Origin of the sequence: Bacillus manliponensis, from assembly GCF_000712595.1 — a bacterium.
GTDB lineage: Bacteria > Bacillota > Bacilli > Bacillales > Bacillaceae_G > Bacillus_A > Bacillus_A manliponensis.
Genome location: NZ_JOTN01000021.1, coordinates 1 through 17802, shown reverse-complemented (window position 1 = coordinate 17802; position 17802 = coordinate 1). Strand labels below are relative to the sequence as shown.

The 17802-nt window shown below is 38.5% G+C and carries 19 protein-coding genes; 13 read left to right on the top strand and 6 right to left on the bottom strand.

What is annotated here, in order from left to right:
- Positions 1–116: 116 nt before the first annotated feature.
- A complete protein-coding gene (locus tag BAMA_RS18955) occupies positions 117–1106 on the bottom strand; it encodes an NAD(P)/FAD-dependent oxidoreductase (protein WP_034642357.1) in 990 nt (329 codons plus the stop codon).
- Positions 1107–1532: 426 nt separating this feature from the next.
- On the opposite strand from BAMA_RS18955, the gene BAMA_RS18950 reads away from it, so the two are divergent.
- The 8 genes from BAMA_RS18950 (at position 1533) to galU (ending at position 10080) form a co-directional block, all read left to right on the top strand.
- Positions 1533–2741, top strand: coding sequence for an NAD(P)/FAD-dependent oxidoreductase (locus BAMA_RS18950; RefSeq protein WP_034642356.1), 1209 nt, complete (start codon positions 1533–1535; stop codon positions 2739–2741).
- A 440-nt stretch (positions 2742–3181) separates the two neighbouring features.
- Positions 3182–3661 (top strand): NUDIX domain-containing protein, encoded by a 480-nt coding sequence (locus BAMA_RS18945; RefSeq protein ID WP_034642354.1) that lies wholly within the window; start codon positions 3182–3184, stop codon positions 3659–3661.
- 169 nt (positions 3662–3830) lie between these two features.
- Positions 3831–4148, top strand: a complete 318-nt coding sequence (locus BAMA_RS18940; RefSeq protein WP_034642352.1) for a YuiB family protein — start codon at positions 3831–3833, stop codon at positions 4146–4148.
- Between the two features lie 290 nt (positions 4149–4438).
- Positions 4439–5065, top strand: coding sequence for a 3D domain-containing protein (locus BAMA_RS18930; RefSeq protein WP_034642349.1), 627 nt, complete (start codon positions 4439–4441; stop codon positions 5063–5065).
- A 70-nt stretch (positions 5066–5135) separates the two neighbouring features.
- Positions 5136–5510 carry a DUF309 domain-containing protein gene (locus tag BAMA_RS18925; RefSeq protein WP_034642347.1) on the top strand — a complete coding sequence of 125 codons (375 nt, stop codon included), beginning with the start codon at positions 5136–5138 and terminating at the stop codon, positions 5508–5510.
- Positions 5511–5579: 69 nt separating this feature from the next.
- Entirely contained in the window at positions 5580–7067 is a 1488-nt protein-coding gene (locus BAMA_RS18920; protein ID WP_034642345.1) for a leucyl aminopeptidase, read from the top strand.
- Positions 7068–7372: 305 nt separating this feature from the next.
- A complete protein-coding gene (locus tag BAMA_RS18915; protein ID WP_034642343.1) occupies positions 7373–9097 on the top strand; it encodes a phospho-sugar mutase in 1725 nt (574 codons plus the stop codon).
- Positions 9098–9201: 104 nt separating this feature from the next.
- Positions 9202–10080, top strand: a complete 879-nt coding sequence (gene galU, locus BAMA_RS18910) for a UTP--glucose-1-phosphate uridylyltransferase GalU (protein ID WP_034642341.1) — start codon at positions 9202–9204, stop codon at positions 10078–10080.
- Between the two features lie 29 nt (positions 10081–10109).
- Here the strand turns inward: galU and BAMA_RS18905 are convergent, their stop codons facing one another.
- Positions 10110–10697, bottom strand: a complete 588-nt coding sequence (locus BAMA_RS18905) for a biotin transporter BioY (RefSeq protein ID WP_034642339.1) — start codon at positions 10695–10697, stop codon at positions 10110–10112.
- A 49-nt stretch (positions 10698–10746) separates the two neighbouring features.
- Positions 10747–11490, bottom strand: a complete 744-nt coding sequence (locus BAMA_RS18900) for a DUF3298 and DUF4163 domain-containing protein (protein ID WP_034642337.1) — start codon at positions 11488–11490, stop codon at positions 10747–10749.
- A gap of 345 nt (positions 11491–11835) precedes the next feature.
- Between BAMA_RS18900 and BAMA_RS18895 the strand changes: the two genes are divergently transcribed.
- Positions 11836–12213, top strand: coding sequence for a hotdog fold thioesterase (locus BAMA_RS18895; RefSeq protein ID WP_034642336.1), 378 nt, complete (start codon positions 11836–11838; stop codon positions 12211–12213).
- Positions 12214–12322: 109 nt separating this feature from the next.
- On the opposite strand, the gene BAMA_RS18890 is transcribed toward BAMA_RS18895, so the two are convergent.
- The gene (locus BAMA_RS18890) at positions 12323–13699 is read right to left on the bottom strand and encodes a glycine--tRNA ligase (protein WP_034642334.1); all 1377 of its coding nucleotides are present in this window, start codon (positions 13697–13699) and stop codon (positions 12323–12325) included.
- 536 nt (positions 13700–14235) lie between these two features.
- Entirely contained in the window at positions 14236–14919 is a 684-nt protein-coding gene (locus BAMA_RS18885) for a DNA alkylation repair protein (RefSeq protein ID WP_034642332.1), read from the bottom strand.
- A gap of 115 nt (positions 14920–15034) precedes the next feature.
- Here BAMA_RS18885 and BAMA_RS18880 point away from each other — a divergent pair, with 115 nt between their 5' ends.
- Both BAMA_RS18880 and kapD read left to right on the top strand, forming a co-directional pair.
- The gene (locus BAMA_RS18880) at positions 15035–15523 is read left to right on the top strand and encodes a hypothetical protein (protein ID WP_235184482.1); all 489 of its coding nucleotides are present in this window, start codon (positions 15035–15037) and stop codon (positions 15521–15523) included.
- Between the two features lie 310 nt (positions 15524–15833).
- Positions 15834–16457 (top strand): 3'-5' exonuclease KapD, encoded by a 624-nt coding sequence (gene kapD, locus BAMA_RS18875; RefSeq protein WP_034642331.1) that lies wholly within the window; start codon positions 15834–15836, stop codon positions 16455–16457.
- Positions 16458–16499: 42 nt separating this feature from the next.
- Here kapD and kapB read toward each other — a convergent pair whose 3' ends face one another.
- Positions 16500–16883, bottom strand: coding sequence for a kinase-associated lipoprotein KapB (gene kapB / locus BAMA_RS18870; protein ID WP_034642329.1), 384 nt, complete (start codon positions 16881–16883; stop codon positions 16500–16502).
- Positions 16884–16986: 103 nt separating this feature from the next.
- Here kapB and BAMA_RS24995 point away from each other — a divergent pair, with 103 nt between their 5' ends.
- Both BAMA_RS24995 and BAMA_RS18865 read left to right on the top strand, forming a co-directional pair.
- Positions 16987–17163: a hypothetical protein gene (locus tag BAMA_RS24995; RefSeq protein ID WP_200874702.1), complete on the top strand. Its 177-nt coding sequence runs from the start codon at positions 16987–16989 to the stop codon at positions 17161–17163.
- A gap of 42 nt (positions 17164–17205) precedes the next feature.
- The gene (locus BAMA_RS18865) at positions 17206–17772 is read left to right on the top strand and encodes a superoxide dismutase family protein (RefSeq protein WP_415782939.1); all 567 of its coding nucleotides are present in this window, start codon (positions 17206–17208) and stop codon (positions 17770–17772) included.
- The last annotated feature ends 30 nt before the right edge of the window (positions 17773–17802 follow it).

Genomic DNA, 17802 nt, shown 5'->3' with positions numbered 1-17802 from the left:
TAACATATATGAGAGGAGATTTGAATATTTTTCTGAAAAAATAAAAAAGTGACTGGATTCCGAGCAATTCTGACCGGAAAACCGAAAAGCCCCGGCATGCCGGGGCTCTCTCTTTATTAAAACATACTAGAACTATGCATTGGTTGTAGTTTTGCGTTTGGATCAAAGTATGCTTTTGCATTGTTGACAGCTGTTGGTGCTTCGCCAAATCCACATGCAATAAGCTTTACTTTGCCTTCATATGTACAAATGTCACCAGCTGCGTAAATGCCTAAGATATTTGTTTCCATTTTTGAGTTCACAAGGATGCTGTTCTTTTGAATCTCTAAGCCCCAATCTTTAATTGGGCCAAGGGAAGAGACGAATCCGTAGTTGACGATAACATCATCGACATCAATGACTAACTTTTCTTCCGTTTTTACATGTTGTAGCACAACTTGTTCAATTTTGTCTTCGCCAATTAACTCTACAGGTACGTACGGTGTTTGTACGTTTGCTTTTGAGTTCATTAAGTTTTCAACACTATGCTCATGCGCGCGGAATTTATCGCGGCGGTGGGCAATTGTAACTTGTTCAGCGATTGGCTCTAACATCATTGTCCAGTCTACTGCAGAGTCGCCGCCACCAAATACTACGACGCGTTTTCCTTCGAACTTGTTCATATCATCAACAAAATAGTGTAAGTTTTTCTTCTCAAATTTCTCTACGCCTTCTAGTTCTAAACGGCGCGGTTGGAATGCTCCATTTCCAGCTGTAATAATAACGGATTTTGAGTAGTGCGTTTCTTTATTTGTGACAAGTTTGAAGATGCCATCTGCTTGTTTTTCAACTGTTTGGACAGCTTCTTCTAAGCAAACCGTTGGATCAAACTTTTTCATTTGTTCTTTTAAGTTGTCAATGAGTTCTTGCGCACGTACTTTTGGGAAACCCGCTACATCGTAAATATATTTCTCAGGGTATAGTGCAGATAATTGACCACCAAGTTGTGGTAAACTTTCAATAATCTTCACGCTGGCTTGTCTCATACCGCCATAAAATGCTGTGAACAGTCCTGTTGGACCTCCACCAATAATCGTGATGTCATATACTTTTTCATTTTCTGTCACTGCCGACTCCCCCTATACATAGAAATTTGGATTTTTCCGTGAATGAAGTGTAATCAAACTTAAAACAAATCATACCATATTTTATGGAAAAAAACCTTAGAAACAGACTGAATAGTATGTCACTTCTTGCATAGATTTATGAAAGAAGCGAAAACTAATTTCTGTATATAAATGTAATAAAAGTTATTCAAAAACAAGGATTATTTAGAAATGTTTATTATTTTCAGAGCGCTTGAAATCTAAAAAGAAACAAACTAATATAGGTAAGTAATATGTTAATTTTTTATGACAAATTTCGTAATATTATACGAATGCGTTTTGTTACGGTTGAGAATGTGAGAAATTCCACATTCTTGACAAGTTGAGTGTTAATCACTTTGTACTTATTTTCATTACTATTATATAAAGAAGAAGGTTGTGATTCGGGTGAAAACTCCAAAAATCGTAGTTCTAGGTGCAGGTTATGGTGGAATGATTACAACAGTTCGCCTACAAAAAACATTATCTGTAAATGAGGCAGATATTACATTAGTAAACAATAACAGCTATCACTATCAAACAACTTGGTTACATGAAAGTGCAGCTGGTACATTAGCAGACGATAAAATTTGTCTTGAAATTCAAGATGTAATTGATACAAACAAAGTAAACTTCGTGCAAGATACAGTTGTAGAAATTAAACATGAAGAAAAACGTGTTATCTTAAAAGATAGCGAGTTAGAGTATGATTACTTAGTAGTAGGTATTGGTTTTGATTCTGAAACATTTGGTATCCCAGGATTAAAAGAGCATGCATTCTCTATTACAACAATTAACGCAACACGTGAAATTCGTGAGCATACAGAAGCGAAGTTCGCTCAGTATGCAGCTGAAAAGCGTGACGAGTTAGTAACAATCGTAGTTGGTGGCGCAGGATTTACTGGTATTGAGTATGTAGGTGAGCTTGCAAACCGCGTACCAGAACTTTGCAAACAATACGGTGTACCTCGTGAAAAAGCACGTATCATCTGTGTTGAAGCTGCTCCAACAGCACTTCCTGGTTTCGATCCAGCATTAGTTGATTATGCTGTAAGCCAGTTAGAGAAAAAAGGTGTAGAATTCCGCATTGGTACTGCGATTAAAGAAGCAACTGAAGAAGGTATTATGGTTGCAAATGGCGAAGAAACAGAATTAATTAAAGCTGAAACTGTAGTTTGGGCTGCGGGTGTTCGCGGTAAAGCTCTTGTTGAAGAGTCTGGCTTTGAAGCAATGCGTGGTCGCGTAAAAGTTGATGAGTTCATGCGTGCTCCAGGTCATGAAGATGTATTCATGGTTGGTGATGCTGCATTAATCATTAACGAAGAAATTAACCGTCCATACCCACCAACAGCACAAATCGCAATTCAACAAGGTTACAGCATTGCACACAACTTAGCTGTACTAGTTCGTGGTAAAGGCGAAATGCAAACATTTGCATTCGACAACAAAGGTGCTGTATGTTCATTAGGTCATGACGACGCAATGGGCGTTGTAATGGGCAAAAAGTTAACTGGTTGGAAAGCTTCCTTCATGAAGAAAGTAATCGACAACCGTTACCTATTCCTACTTGGTGGACCGTTATTAGTTCTTAAAAAAGGTAAATTAAAGTTATTTTAATATGTAAGAAGAAGCAGAAATGACAATATGTCGTTTCTGCTTTTTGTTTATCCCGCATTAACGTGCTGTAAGACTCCCACCTCAAAACTTGGGAAAAGCGAAGAAGTTTAGGTGGGAGATGAACGGTATGAATCTAGCTACGACTCCTAAGCACTCGAGCCACAAGCTAATCCTTTCTGTGGCAAACTTCGCCACGCTAAGGCTTATCTTGTGCTTGTCGTGCTTGAACAGTCGTCTTCGCTTTTGAATGTAAAAGCTCCTAGTACTCAGTAGGGAATGGAGACCCCATTGAGTGAAGTTTCATTTTGTTTAATGATGAAAAAATAGAGTGGTGCAAGGTGTGTAATATGTAACCGTGATACACTTTCAGGAAAAGTGTAGTATAATATATAAAAAAAGAATGAATATTCTGTTGTTTCTTGTGGAAGGGGTGTTGCAGCATGGGGAAACGCGGAAATGTGTGGTTAGCTGTTAGTGGGCTTGTTGTAACGGAAGATGGAAAGTGGCTATTTGTAAAGAAAAAGTACGGTGGTTTAAAAGGAAAATGGTCATTGCCAGCTGGTTTTGTTAATGAAGGTGAAACAATTGATGCAGCGGTACAGCGTGAAGTACGAGAGGAAACAGGCATTAAAACAAATGTAAAGGGCATCATCGGTATGCGTTCAGGTGTTATTCACAATGAAATTAGTGATAATATGGTTATTTTTTTATTAGAGCCTGAAAGTAAAGAAATTGTAGTTCAGGAGAAAGAGTTATCAGAAGTAGCCTTTTTATGTCCAAATGAAGTGGCGCATGATGAAAATGCTTCTGTCTTAATTCAGCATCTATTAGATCATATGTCAACGTCTCTTTTAAAAATGGACAAGGGTGTAAATCCTGGAGAGCAGTTTGGATATAATGCCTATCATGTGTTTTTATAAATAAAGTTCAACTAACAATCAGTGGGAGAGGCTTTATTCTCCACTGATTGTTAGTTGAACGAATCGGGCTTTTATGGGCTGGTTATTTCTCATCTAAACTTCTTTGTATTTTCTTAAGTTTTTGGTGGGAATATTACAGCCCGTTAAAGCGGGATAAAGGGGGAGCTGTATGAGTATACCGGTATTACTAATTTCAATGATGCTATTTCTTGTTTTATTTTTTGGTATTGGTTTTTTACTCAACATGATCTTACGAGCAACGTGGGTAATGGCGATTATTTACCCTTTAATCTGCATTTTTATTATCGATAAAGTGAGCTTATTTGATTACTTTTTAAGCCCAAAAGAGTCATTTTCTTCACTTGGAACAAGCATGATGAATCTCGGACAAGCAGATGCATTTATTTTATCAACAGGCTTACTTGGCGCGTTTTTGTCAGGAATTGTTATTAAAAAGTTACGTCAAAATGGATACCAAATGTTTTAAAACGACCAGTTTCGTGGTCGTTTTTTTTGTTTTTGGAGGGTGTATCAGCTATTTTCACGGGTGTATCGGCTATCTTCACGAGTGTATCGGCTATCTTCACGAGTGTATCGGCTATTTTCACGGGTGTATCGGCTATCTTCACGGGTATATCGGCTATTTTCACGGGTGTATCGGCTATTTTCACGGGTATATCAGCTATTTTCGCGAGTGTATCGGCTATTTGGCTCCTCTATGAATAGTTCCCTTCTGTATAGGGAACTACTAACGATGAAGGAGTGTGGAATATAAAAATGTTAAAACGATATGGCATACGCATCATAATGACTTGTTTATTTGTAACAGCGTTATGTGTGACGTGGCAGGCGATAACAGGTGTTTCTTTTTCTGATGTGGCGAAATGGTATAACGAAAGTGCAGTATCAAAAGTTCACGCAGCGGAGAGAGAGAAGGCGGTTGCTCCAAGTAGAGCGGCAATTGAAGCGTTAGGAAAATCAAAGGATTGGTCACAGTATCGTCAGATGGAAGTGACAGCAACAGGTTATACATCTGGTGTAGAATCAACAGGAAAATATCCAGGTCACCCAGAGTATGGGATTACGTACTCTGGCGTCCGTGTAAAACGTGATATATACTCGACAATTGCTGCTGACTTGCGTGTTTTTCCGCTTGGAACAGTTTTATTTATCCCTGGTTATGGCTATGGCGTAGTTGCTGATAAAGGCGGTGCCATTAAAGGAAATCGTCTCGATTTATATTATGACACTGTGGAAGACGTATATAGTGAGTGGGGAAAAAAGAGGCTTCATGTCTATATTGTAAAAATGGGAAATGGTAAGTTGAATGAACAAGAATTAGCACAATTAAATGAAAATCAAGCAATGCAAGTGTTTCGAAATCAATATAAAAATGGCAGATAGTCTAGCGCATAGAAGCGCTAGACTTTTTTCATTTTGCTTGCGATGATAAAGAAAATGGGGAGGGAGTGCTGTGGAAGATTATCCGTTAGCGTACTACGAGTTTTTCGTGAAATATAATGAAGAAGATTATTATACGTGTCATGACTTACTTGAGGAAATGTGGCTTGAGGACCGCAGTAACTTATTTTTAAAAGGGTTATTGCAAATGTCTGTTGCGCAATATCATTATAGTTACGGGAATATAAAAGGCGCGCGCATGATGATGGAAGTGGCAGAGCAGTATTTAACTCCGTATAGTCCAGTTTACTGGAATTTAGATGTGGCATGTGTCATTACATTTATTCAAACATGCCTAAGCATTCTTCCTGCGAATCGAGATAAGGTAATGTTCGAAGAGGTTCATTTATTGCCTCCTTTGCCAAAGTTAATATTAAATATGAAGTAAGGTTTGAATTGTCGCATTTTACAAAAAATACAGTTATAATGAGAACAGATACTGCAAGGGGGTCTGAACATGTTTCAAATACAAACAGAAGTAAATAATCATGAAGTGGCGATTATCGGTTTATTTGCCGATGATCGTATGAATAGCTTTATGCAAACAGTAGATAAACAGTTAGATGGTCAATTGCAAATTTTATTAGAAGAAAAAGAGATTTCTAGTAAGAAAAAAGCAATTTCAAAGGTACATAGTTTAGGAAAGACAAGTGTGAAGCGTTACTATTTCGTTGGTCTTGGCAAAAAAGAGGCGTACACGACTGAAACGTTACGAGGGGCATTAGGAGCTTTATTTAAAACGTTAAAAGGTACAGGGGTGAAAGAGGCAGCATTTGTACTTGATACGTTCGTAACAGAGAAAATCAATGCGCTTGATGTTGCTCATATTACAGCTGAAGTATCACAGCTTGGTACATATGAATTACAAACATATAAAACAAATAAAAAAGAAGCGTATGAACTTGAGAACTTTATCGTTGTAACAGAGAACGATGAAAAAGAAATTGAGGCTGCACTAACAGTAGGGTATGCGCATGGAAAAGCAACAAATTCAGCTCGTACACTTGTTAATATGCCACCAAATGAGTTAACGGCAACAAAGCTTGCTGAGTATGCGGTATCATTAGCTGAAAAGTATGATATGGAATATAAAGTGCTTGAGAAAGAGGAGATGCAAGACCTAGGTATGGGAGCATTACTTGCAGTAAACCAAGGTTCAACTGAGCCTCCGAAAATGATTGCACTTATTTATAAAGGAAAAGAAGAGTGGACGGATGTCATTGGTTTCGTTGGTAAAGGGATTACATATGACACAGGTGGGTATTCGCTAAAACCACGTGATGGCATGGTTGGTATGAAGACAGATATGGGTGGTGCAGCGGCAGTACTTGGTGCAATGGAAGTAATCGGTGAATTGCGTCCAGAGCAAAATGTTGTAATGGTAATTCCGTCCACAGATAACGTTGTGAGTGGAACGGCATTTAAGCCAGATGATGTAATTACATCTATGAGCGGGAAGACAATTGAAGTATTAAATACAGATGCAGAAGGTCGTCTTGCGTTAGCTGATGGCATTACATATGCGAAAAAACTTGGAGCAAATTACCTTGTTGACGTAGCAACGTTAACGGGTGGTATTATCGTTGCGCTTGGAAAAGATACAACAGGTGCGATGACAAATAATGAAGCGTTATATGAAAAAATGTTAGAGGCTTCGATGGAAACAGATGAAACAATTTGGCAACTTCCGATTTATGAACGCGATAGAGCGCGCGTACGTAATAGTAAATTTGCTGATTTAAACAATTCACCGGGTCGCGATGGACACGCAATTATGGCGGGGGCATTCCTTGCTGAGTTTGCAGAAGATACACCGTGGGTACATTTAGATATCGCCGGTACAGCAGACAAAGGTAGTGCACATGATTTAGGGCCAGCTGGTGCAACTGGTACCATGGTTCGTACGTTAGCAACGTTTGTTGAATGTTTTGCTGAAGAAGAATAGAAGGGAATGACGTGCAAATAAGCACGTCATTTTTTTTGAAAAAAGCGGAAAATATAACATAGAGGAAAAAAATCCTAAACCTTAAAATATATTGAGGCATGGATTGGTTTTTCATATAATGAAATAAAGTGAAACTTCACTCAGTGGGGGTTTTCTTCATTCCCCGCTGAGTGTTAGTTGAACCAATCGGGCTTTTATTGGTTGTTAATCTCCCACCTAAACTTCTTTGCTTCTCTCAAGTTTTGAGGTGGGAGTCTTACAGCCAGTTAATGCGGGATAAACGAACTGAGAGGAGAGAGTGATATATGGAGTGGAAAAATGAATATAGTCGTTGGCTATCATTTGCAAACTTGGATGCAGAGTTAAAAGGGCAGTTAGAAGATATGAGGCAAGATGAAAAGAAGGTTGAGGATAGCTTTTATAAAAATTTAGAGTTTGGCACAGGTGGTATGCGTGGTGAGCTTGGCGCAGGAACAAACCGTCTAAACGTATATACAGTTCGTAAAGCGACAGAAGGGTTAGCTCGCTTTATTGAAAAATTAGGAGAAGAGGCGAAAAAGCGCGGCGTTGCAGTTGCATATGATTCTCGTCATAAATCTCCAGAGTTTGCGATGGAAGTAGCGGCAACACTTGGTGCACATGGCATTACGACATATGTATTTGAAAGTTTACGTCCAACTCCAGAGTTATCATTTGCAGTGCGTTATTTAAATGCAGTAAGTGGAATCGTTCTTACAGCAAGTCACAACCCACCAGAGTATAACGGATATAAAGTGTACGGTGAAGATGGTGGTCAGTTGCCTCCAAAAGAAGCGGATGAATTAATTGAGTACGTGAACAATGTAGAAGACGAGTTAACAGTACAAGTTGCTGACATAGAGCAATTAAAAGCGAATGGCTTTTTACATATTATTGGACAAGAAGTAGATGACGCATACTTAGAACAATTAAAGACGGTAATCATCAATCCAGAGTTAACAAAAGAGGTAGGAAAAGAGTTGAAAATCGTGTTCTCGCCACTACACGGAACAGCAAACATTCCAGTGCGCCGTGGCTTAGAAGCGGTTGGTTTTACAAACGTAACCGTTGTAAAAGAGCAAGAACTTCCAGATCCAAATTTTTCAACTGTTAAATCACCAAATCCAGAAGAGCATGCAGCATTTGAACTTGCGATTCGTGACGGTGAAAAAATGGATGCAGATGTGTTAATTGCAACAGATCCAGATGCGGACCGTCTTGGTGTAGCGGTTCGTAATCATAGCGGTGAGTATCAAGTATTAACGGGTAATCAAACAGGCGCGCTAATGCTTCACTATTTACTATCACAAAAGAAAGAAAATGGTACACTGCCAGCCAATGGTGTTGTATTAAAAACAGTTGTAACATCTGAAATTGGACGTACAATTGCATCTCACTACGGCTTAGAAACAGTTGATACGCTAACAGGATTTAAGTTTATCGGTGAAAAAATTAAACAATATGAAGAGAGTGGGCAGTACGATTTCCAATTCGGTTATGAAGAGAGCTATGGTTACTTAATTCGCCCATTCTGCCGTGATAAAGATGCGGTACAATCTGTGTTATTCGCATGTGAAGTGGCAGCATACTATAAGTCACAAGGGAAGACATTATATGACGGCTTATTAGAAGTATTTGAAACGTATGGTTATTTCCGTGAAGATCTTGTATCACTTACGTTAAAAGGAAAAGATGGTGCTGAGAAAATTCAAGAAATGATGACGACATTCCGTGAGAATCCGCCAACAGAAGTAGCGGGTATTACAGTAAAAGCAGTTGAAGATTTTAAGGCAAGTACGATTACATATTTAGCAGATAGTCGTAATGAGGACATTCATTTACCAAAATCAAACGTACTAAAGTACCAGCTTGCGGACGGTTCTTGGTTCTGCCTACGCCCATCAGGTACAGAGCCGAAAATTAAGTTTTATTTCGGTGTGAAAGATGAGACGCTTGAGAAGAGTGAACAAAAGTTACTTTCCATTAAAGAAGATATTATGAATCGTTTGTAGTATGATAGAAAGAGGAGAATGGCTAGAATCATTTCTCCTTTTTTCCTTATTGAGAAAGAAAGCGGTTCATTTTCAAAGGAATACAATAGAAAAGAGGTTATAACATGAAGAAAGTAAGAAAGGCGATTATTCCAGCAGCTGGATTAGGAACGCGCTTTTTACCGGCAACAAAAGCAATGCCAAAAGAAATGTTACCAATCGTGGATAAACCAACGATTCAATATATTATTGAAGAAGCAGTTGCTTCCGGTATTGAAGATATTATTATTGTTACTGGAAAAGGCAAGCGCGCAATTGAAGATCACTTTGATAATGCGTTTGAATTAGAGCAAAACTTATTAGAAAAGAAGAAGTATGATTTACTTGAGAAGGTACAAGAATCTTCAAAAATGGTTGATATTCATTACATCCGTCAAAAAGAGCCAAAAGGTTTAGGACATGCTGTATGGTGTGCGCGTAAATTTATTGGTGATGAGCCATTTGCTGTTTTATTAGGTGATGATATTGTACAAGCTGAAAATCCATGCTTGCGTCAGTTAATCGATGAGTATGAACAAACGCTATCGTCTGTTATTGGTGTACAAACAGTTCCAGAAGAAAATACACACCGTTACGGTATCATTGACCCGTTAGAGCAAGATGGCCGTCGTTATCAAGTGCGTAAGTTCGTTGAGAAGCCAGCACAAGGAACAGCACCATCTAATTTAGCAATTATGGGTCGTTACGTATTAACGCCAGAAATCTTTATGTTCTTAGAACAACAGCAAATTGGTGCAGGTGGAGAAATTCAGTTAACAGATGCAATTCAACAGTTAAATGAAATTCAACGTGTGTTTGCATACGACTTTGAAGGAACACGTTATGATGTTGGTGAGAAGCTAGGGTTTGTTCAAACAACAATCGAAATGGCGCTTCAGCATCCAGAGTTAAAAGAAGACATGGTTGCACTTATGACACAAATTTTAGAAAAACATACGAAGTAAAAAAACTCCCTGATTCGGGAGTTTTTTTATTACGCTGCATGTGATTTGCGATAAGCAGAACGGCGCACAGCGAAATAAATACGCGGCGCAATTAGTGCACCAATTGCAGTGAAAATCATATCTTTCACCATAAACCACATCATTACTGTCCAAGCAGCTTTATAACTCATGTTGCTACCAATCCAGCCATTCACAGCCATATACATGTAGTTTGTACCAATAAAATATACGAGAATGATTCCGATTGCAGAAGCAAATGCGAACGTACCGAATGTTGGTTGCTGCTTTCGTTCAACAATTGCACCTGCTACATATGCTACAACAATAAATGAAAGAACGAATCCACCAGTTGGACTTAGTAATGTATCAAACCCAGACTGGAATTGCGCAAATATAGGTGCACCAGCAAGGCCAACTAACATATAAACGAGCATAGATAAAGCTCCAATCCTACTTCCAAGCAGAAGACCTGCTAAAATCGCAAAAAATGGTTGCATGGAAAGCGGTATATTTGCGACTTGTAAAAAAGGTGCCCAAGATGTAATGTTTGCACCAATCGCCATTAATGCGACAAACATCGCAGCTAGTGCTAAATCTAAAGGACGTAGTTGTTTCATAATGTTAACCCCTTTGTTGTTAAAGTTAACATTATAGTAGCGAATGAAGTTAAGGGTTGTCAATTAAAATATTTTTGTATTCAGGTTTTAACTCCTCTGTAAGAAGCGTATATGGAATGGGGAATTGGGGGATTCCACTCGCATATGGTGCGATTTCATAGAGAGGAAAATAAATGACAAGATTGTCTTTTTCCAAAAAGTATTTTAGTTTTTTCTCACTCATTACTTTATCCGTTGCATCTGGAAAGTACATCGTTTCATTTTGTTTAATTTGGCGTGCCATTTCTTCTCGAACAATTTTATCGTAATTGCTATCTTCTTTGAATAAATCTGCTAAATGGAGCAGCTTTTTCTGACTCACATCAAGCGTTGCTGCTTTCCATTCGTACATGCCGTGCGCGCCACCTGTATATTGATAGTAGTTCACATATAGACTAAGAAGCGGTGCTTTGTTTAGTGTCACTTTATAGTCAACAGTAGCACTATAAGGTAGAAAGTGTGCGTCACTTTCTTTCGCAGCTTCGTAATATGTTTTTGCATCTTTTTCTAATTTCTTTTTAAAATGATGCGTTTTCTTTTTATAGTAATGGTTCAACTTTTGCTGAAATTGCTTATCAGGAATTCCACTAAATTGTGGATAAGAAATTTCATATTCAAAATAAGGATTTTTACCTTTTTGTGTCGAAGTATTGATATGGATTGTCATGTTAGATGGTTGGGACGCACTTATGTAATTTGGTACAATAGTAAGGCAGGAGAGCAACAAGAGCATAAAGAAGATTCGTTTTTTCATAAAGACATACCTCCTGAAGTAAATATTCATAGTTTGAAAAGAATTAGAAAAAATATACATTTTTTGAGAAGCTTTCTCTTTTTTGTTTGGAGAGGGGTACTGGCTATGCATAGTAACGGTCAGAGCCCTTTTGTGCCACAGGCGATGTTTTAAAACAAAAATTAGAACGCGAGAGGAAGCGTATTATTGTTTGGCGTGACGTTGATATTGTGATAGCTGAAAGATAGAAGATTTTCTCTTTTCTATTTGAAGGGAGGTACTGGCTATGCACAGTAACAGTCAGAGCCCTTTTGTGTCACGAGTAGTGTTTGAAATCAAAAAGTAGAAAGTGAGAGGGAGAGAGTTATGGCAAAGACTTTGATGGAAGCGTTAGGAATTGAGTTGGTAGAGATGAATGAGGAAAAAGTTGTGGCGACAATGCCAGTGCATGGAAGTACGCACCAGCCATTTGGATTCCTTCATGGTGGTGCATCCGTTGCGTTAGCAGAAACTGTAGCAAGCGTTGGTACATATAATTTAATCGATCAAGATAAGTATCTTTGCTTTGGACTTGAAATTAATGCAAACCATATTCGTTCCAAGCGTGATGGTTTAGTAACAGCAATTGGTACACCAATTCATAAAGGAAAAACAACGATGGTGTGGGATATTCGTCTTATTGATGAGGACGATGAGTTAATTTGCATTTCAAGATGCACAGTTGCGGTGAAAGAGAAGCGATAGAGTGATTTAGGGGGATGGAGAAAACCCCCACTGAGTGAAGTTTCACTTTATATAAGTTTGTAAAAAAAGAAGCTAGGCAAGGATAAATTCCTTTGCCTAGCTTTTTCTATTAAAACTTAATTTTATTTTCTAAGAAGCTTTTCAGTTCGCTAATTGGCATACGAACTTGCTCCATTGTGTCACGGTCACGTACTGTTACTGCTTTGTCTTCAACAGAGTCGAAGTCGTATGTGATACAGAATGGTGTACCGATTTCGTCTTGACGACGGTAACGTTTACCGATAGAACCCGTTTCGTCGAAGTCTACCATGAAGTCTTGTGCAAGTTCTGCGAATACTTCACGAGCACCTTCAGATAGCTTTTTCGATAATGGTAAGATTGCTGCTTTGTATGGTGCTAAAGCAGGGTGGAAACGAAGTACTGTACGAGAATCGTTCTCTAATTGCTCTTCTTCGTATGCATCACATAAGAATGCTAATGTTACGCGATCTGCGCCAAGAGATGGCTCGATGCAGTATGGTACGTAACGCTCATTCGTTTGTGGATCTACATAGTTGAAGTCTTCTGTAGAATGTTCCATATGACGGTTTAAGTCGAAGTCTGTACGAGACGCGATGCCCCATAGTTCGCCCCAGCCAAATGGGAATTTGAATTCGATATCAGTTGTTGCGTTACTGTAGTGAGATAGTTCCTCTTCACCATGGTCACGAAGACGCATGCTTTCTTCATTCATGCCAAGTGCAAGAAGCCAATCTTTACAAGAGTTACGCCAGAATGTGAACCACTCTAGATCTTCGCCAGGTTTGCAGAAGAACTCAAGCTCCATTTGTTCAAATTCACGTGTACGGAATGTGAAGTTACCTGGTGTAATTTCATTACGGAAACTTTTACCGATTTGGCCGATACCAAATGGAAGTTTCTTACGCATAGAACGTTGTACGTTCTTGAAGTTTACGAAAATACCTTGTGCTGTTTCAGGACGAAGGAAGATTTCGTTTGTGCTAGACTCTGTAACGCCTTGGAATGTTTTGAACATTAAGTTGAATTGACGAATTTCAGTGAAATCTTCAGCGCCACAATCTGGGCATTTTACTTCATGTTCTTTCATTAGAGCAGCCATTTGGTCGAATGAAAGACCGTCAACAACCATTTCGATGCCCTTTGCATCTAATGCATCTTCAATTAATTTATCAGCACGGTGGCGCGCTTTACATTTTTTACAGTCAATCATAGGATCGTTGAAGTTACCAACGTGACCAGATGCTATCCAAGTTTTTGGATTCATTAAAATCGCTGCGTCTAAACCTACGTTGTAAGGAGACTCTTGGATGAATTTCTTCCACCAAGCTTTTTTAATGTTGTTTTTTAATTCGATACCAAGTGGACCGTAATCCCAAGTGTTAGCAAGACCGCCATAAATTTCAGAACCAGGGAATACAAAGCCACGATGCTTCGCTAAGTTTACTACTTGTTCCATTGAAGTCATGAAGAACTCCTCCTTTTTTTAGTGCGCGTATAGTAGCGAGGGGACATTGGGCTGAACGAGCCGCTTCCGCTTTTAAATATTATCCAGCTGCAGCGGCTAGAACAGTCGGTCATTTCGCGCCTTCCTGCGAGGCAAAGAGCGCCTCTACGTCAGGAGCTCCAATGCCCTTCTGTTCTGAACGAGCCGCTTCCGTTTTTAAATATAAAAAAGCTCGTCTCTAGGCATAAGGCCTAGGGACGAGCTGTATATACCCGCGGTTCCACCCTAGTTGATGTACGAATTGTACATCCACTTTGTTGTGTATGGCTCGAGACTGCCGTTTCCTTGCTGTTTTCAGGCTTTCACTATCCCTGAATCGCTTATGGGGCAAGTACTTATATGTCCGTCGTCGCTACTATATTCATAATTATTCAGTGGCTATAGCAAGCCGCTGAAGCTTTTAATAAGATGAACATATTCTATCATGTTCTCCCCTAATTCACAATAGAGGGTAGAGTTGTATCTATTAAGTAGTGTAGCCTATTTTCATAAGAAACTTACATTTGAAATGTTTTTTGAATATGCTTTACGCCTTCTCGCCTACTGAGCGGTGCTAAATGATTCGTTTGAACGAACTCCCATACGGCATCTGGATTTGTTTTTGCATATTCACGTAATGTCCAGCCGATTGCTTTTTGGATGAAAAATTCCTTCGAGTGACTTAGCTCGTTAATGAGAGAGAAAAGAAGTTTCGTGTCCGTTTGTTTTTTATATTTAAGTTGGAATAAAATACATGTCCGTTGAAGCCACATGTTCCCTGATGCCATCCATTTTGGGATTTCTGTTTGGATAAGTTCTGGATGTTTTTGAAGTATGATTCCAACAAAATGACTCGCAAGCATATCGACGGAATCCCACCATGATTTTGTAATGATGAGTTCTTCTAATAGCGGTAAGTGTGTATCGTTAAGATGCTTTTTATATTTATCTAGTAATGTTAAAGCAAGCATTTGAAATTCACGTTCTGGTAGCGTCCAGAGCTCACGAACAATACTTGGTACATCTTCAATACTTGGTACTCCTTCTATCTTCAAAACTTCTCGAAACAACTCTTTTCTTTCAGGTGTTTGAATGCCGAAAAAAGGAAAATTATCTTTCATATAACGTTCCATCGACTTTGCCTTTTCCTGGTTTTCATATTGTTTTGCATGCGTTTGTAAGCGAATTGTAAATGGGTGCATGTTCATCCCTCTTTTCTTTATTTTTTGAGTACAGTATATCCACTTAGAAAATTCTTTCCTATGCTTCTGAATCCTTCTTGCTTTGAATATATAAAGAGAGAAAGGGGTGAAGTACATGGAAAGTGAAATCATGATAAATGGTACACCAGATGATGGGGCAATGGCTGCCTTTTTTGCATTGGGGATTGTTTTTGTGACGATTGCGATTATATGGGGAATTGCTGCTTATTTATTGAGTGCATTCGCGCTGTATACAATGGCAAAGAATGATGAAAGAGAAGATGCATTTTTAGCATTTATTCCAATTATAAATTGTAAAGTGCAAGGGGATTTAATTGCGAAGAAACTGCCGAGTTTTATGAACCCCGAGGCAGGCTGGAAACTGTTTGGTGTATATGTTGGGATCTTTATTTTGAGCTTCATTCCAATTGTTAATATTTTAACAGGCTTTTTATCAGTTGGACTTGGTATATACGTTATGTATGCTATTTTAGAAAGGTATGCGGATAATGCGGTGTTATTTACTGTCATACATGTTGTGACGGCAGGTTTGTTTTTTCCGCTGCACCTGTTTCTTGTCCGAAAACATACACCTCGTTATTAAAAACGGAAGGACCTCCCTTCTGTTTTTTTCTTTTTTGAAAATATTTATGGTGATGTGACATATATATAAAATACACCCTACTTGAGTGAATGCATTCAAGCATGTTCGTGTTTTAGATGATTCTTGTAGCGAATAAACTCTCTGCCACGCAGAAGAAAGGAGATAAGCACTCGCTTTGTACATGTGTTGTGACTTGGCGCGTGGAAGTCAAAGGCTCTGACCGTTACTATGCAAGGCCAGTTCCTCTCTCCAACTCAAAAAAGAAGGTTTTTAAATCTTTTATGTATTTAACTAATAAGGAAGGGATTGTATGAATGAACAACAATTTTTATTTTTAGACTTTGAGTTTACGATGCCTCAAAATCGGAAGAACCCGAAAGGTTTCTTTCCTGAAATTATTGAGGTGGGACTTGTTTCAGTTGTAAATAGTACTGTGGAAAGTACGTATTCTTCTTATGTAAAGCCTGTTACGTTTTCTTCTTTAACAGATCGGTGTAAAAAGTTTTTAGGTATTCAGCAAAAATCTGTAGATGAAGGAATCTCATTCTCACAGTTAGTAGAAACGTTAAAAAAGTATGAAAGTCGTTGTAAGACGACAGTTGTAACATGGGGGCATATGGATATAAAAGTACTTCGGAAAAATTGCTCAGTAGCTGGTGTAGAGTATCCATTTACGGGGCAATGTCGAGATTTATCACTTGAGTATAAAAGTTTCTTTGGGGATCGCAATCAAACTGGGTTATGGAAGGCAATTGAGGCGTATGGAAAATCAGGGACAGGAACACATCATTGTGCGCTAGATGATGCGATGACAACTTATAATATTTTTAAACTTGTGGAAAAAGATAAGCAGTATTTAGTAAAGCCGGCTCCCCCCACATTAGGTGAGCTTATTGATTTTTCAAAAGTGCTAAAGAAAGTAAGTGCACAGTAGCGACCAAATTACAAACACATTTGTAATTTGGTCGCTTTGTTTTTACAGTTTATAATCATGCTTCAGCTGTTCAAGTGCTTGTAAACTGCGCTTGGCAAATGGAGAATCTTCCTCTTGTAGCTTTGCTATTTGATTCGCTAATGCTTCCTTTAATGATGCTGTATAGTCGGGAATTTCACCTTCATATTTTTTCACCATTGTTTGTGGAATATTTGTTTGTTCACGAAATGCAAGAGCGCGGCGTTCATGGAAAAATGGTACGTCTGCTTGGCGCGGATTATGTAGATCACCTTGTACTGGATGATTGATAACCGCTAATATTTTCACTAAATAAAACTGGGGACGAATATTTGTAATTTCGCCAATGTATTTACCTGTTTTATAAATACCAGTAACAATTTCACCAACTTGTAATGTTTCGTTCATGTTTTTCACCTCTGTTTCATCTTAAGCAATGAGGGAAAGAGAGTCAAAGATTGTTACTTTTTGATAGAAAATTCTGTATAATTTTTATAAGGGGTGAAGACAAATGATGCCAATGTATTTTCCAGAAGATAAGACAGAGTATATTATACCTGGAATTGTATGTGTGTTATTTCTTGTAGGAGCTGTTATGACGTGGCGTATGTTCATTCGTGTATCGAATCGTGAAGCGAAACGGTTAAAGGAGACAGAGAAGAAACTTCTTGGAGAACAGAAGCAATAGTTTTACATGTTTTACGAGAAGTTCGGACAACATAAGTGCAGAATGTATTTGGAGGGAAATGTTGTGAAAAAGCAGCTTGCACTTAGTTGTTTTCTTATGCTCCTTTTTACTGGATGCGCACAAGGAACACCAAAAGAAATTGATGCAAAGTTATATAATGCAGATGGCGATCAAGTCGGCACTGCAAAGGTTGTACAGCAAACAAATGGCGTAAAAATTTCGATTAACGGAGAGGGTTTCACACCAGGGGTTCATGGTGTACATATTCATGAAATGGGAGTGTGTAAAGCACCGCGTTTCGTTTCGTCTGGTAATCACTTGAAGTTTGATGATAAACAAAAGCACGGATTACTTCATCCAGAAGGTGCTGAAAATGGTGATTTACCAAATATCATTGCGGATGATAAAGGTGAAATTAAAGCAGAGTTTGATGTACCACAAGTTACGTTAGAAGATGGGAAGACGTCGCTTCATCGAAAAGATGGGGCTTCCATCATTATTACGGAAAGTCCTGATGATGGTATGACACAGCCAACTGGAAAGTCTGGAAAACGAGTGGCATGTGGTGTGATTACAAAAAAAGCTTCGGATATGAATAAAGAAAAATAAAAAGCGTTCAGTCGTTAAGACTGAACGCTT

Bases quoted from the DNA above. Each gene is read 5' to 3' on its own strand.
- BAMA_RS18945 (WP_034642354.1), top strand. From the start codon at position 3,182: ATGGGGAAACGCGGAAATGTGTGGTTAGCTGTTAGTGGGCTTGTTGTA.
- BAMA_RS18940 (WP_034642352.1), top strand. From the start codon at position 3,831: ATGAGTATACCGGTATTACTAATTTCAATGATGCTATTTCTTGTTTTA.
- BAMA_RS18930 (WP_034642349.1), top strand. From the start codon at position 4,439: ATGTTAAAACGATATGGCATACGCATCATAATGACTTGTTTATTTGTA.
- BAMA_RS18920 (WP_034642345.1), top strand. From the start codon at position 5,580: ATGTTTCAAATACAAACAGAAGTAAATAATCATGAAGTGGCGATTATC.
- BAMA_RS18915 (WP_034642343.1), top strand. From the start codon at position 7,373: ATGGAGTGGAAAAATGAATATAGTCGTTGGCTATCATTTGCAAACTTG.
- galU (WP_034642341.1), top strand. From the start codon at position 9,202: ATGAAGAAAGTAAGAAAGGCGATTATTCCAGCAGCTGGATTAGGAACG.
- BAMA_RS18905 (WP_034642339.1), bottom strand. From the start codon at position 10,697: ATGAAACAACTACGTCCTTTAGATTTAGCACTAGCTGCGATGTTTGTC.
- BAMA_RS18900 (WP_034642337.1), bottom strand. From the start codon at position 11,490: ATGAAAAAACGAATCTTCTTTATGCTCTTGTTGCTCTCCTGCCTTACT.
- BAMA_RS18895 (WP_034642336.1), top strand. From the start codon at position 11,836: ATGGCAAAGACTTTGATGGAAGCGTTAGGAATTGAGTTGGTAGAGATG.
- BAMA_RS18890 (WP_034642334.1), bottom strand. From the start codon at position 13,699: ATGACTTCAATGGAACAAGTAGTAAACTTAGCGAAGCATCGTGGCTTT.
- BAMA_RS18885 (WP_034642332.1), bottom strand. From the start codon at position 14,919: ATGCACCCATTTACAATTCGCTTACAAACGCATGCAAAACAATATGAA.
- BAMA_RS18880 (WP_235184482.1), top strand. From the start codon at position 15,035: ATGGAAAGTGAAATCATGATAAATGGTACACCAGATGATGGGGCAATG.
- kapD (WP_034642331.1), top strand. From the start codon at position 15,834: ATGAATGAACAACAATTTTTATTTTTAGACTTTGAGTTTACGATGCCT.
- kapB (WP_034642329.1), bottom strand. From the start codon at position 16,883: ATGAACGAAACATTACAAGTTGGTGAAATTGTTACTGGTATTTATAAA.
- BAMA_RS24995 (WP_200874702.1), top strand. From the start codon at position 16,987: ATGATGCCAATGTATTTTCCAGAAGATAAGACAGAGTATATTATACCT.
- BAMA_RS18865 (WP_415782939.1), top strand. From the start codon at position 17,206: ATGTATTTGGAGGGAAATGTTGTGAAAAAGCAGCTTGCACTTAGTTGT.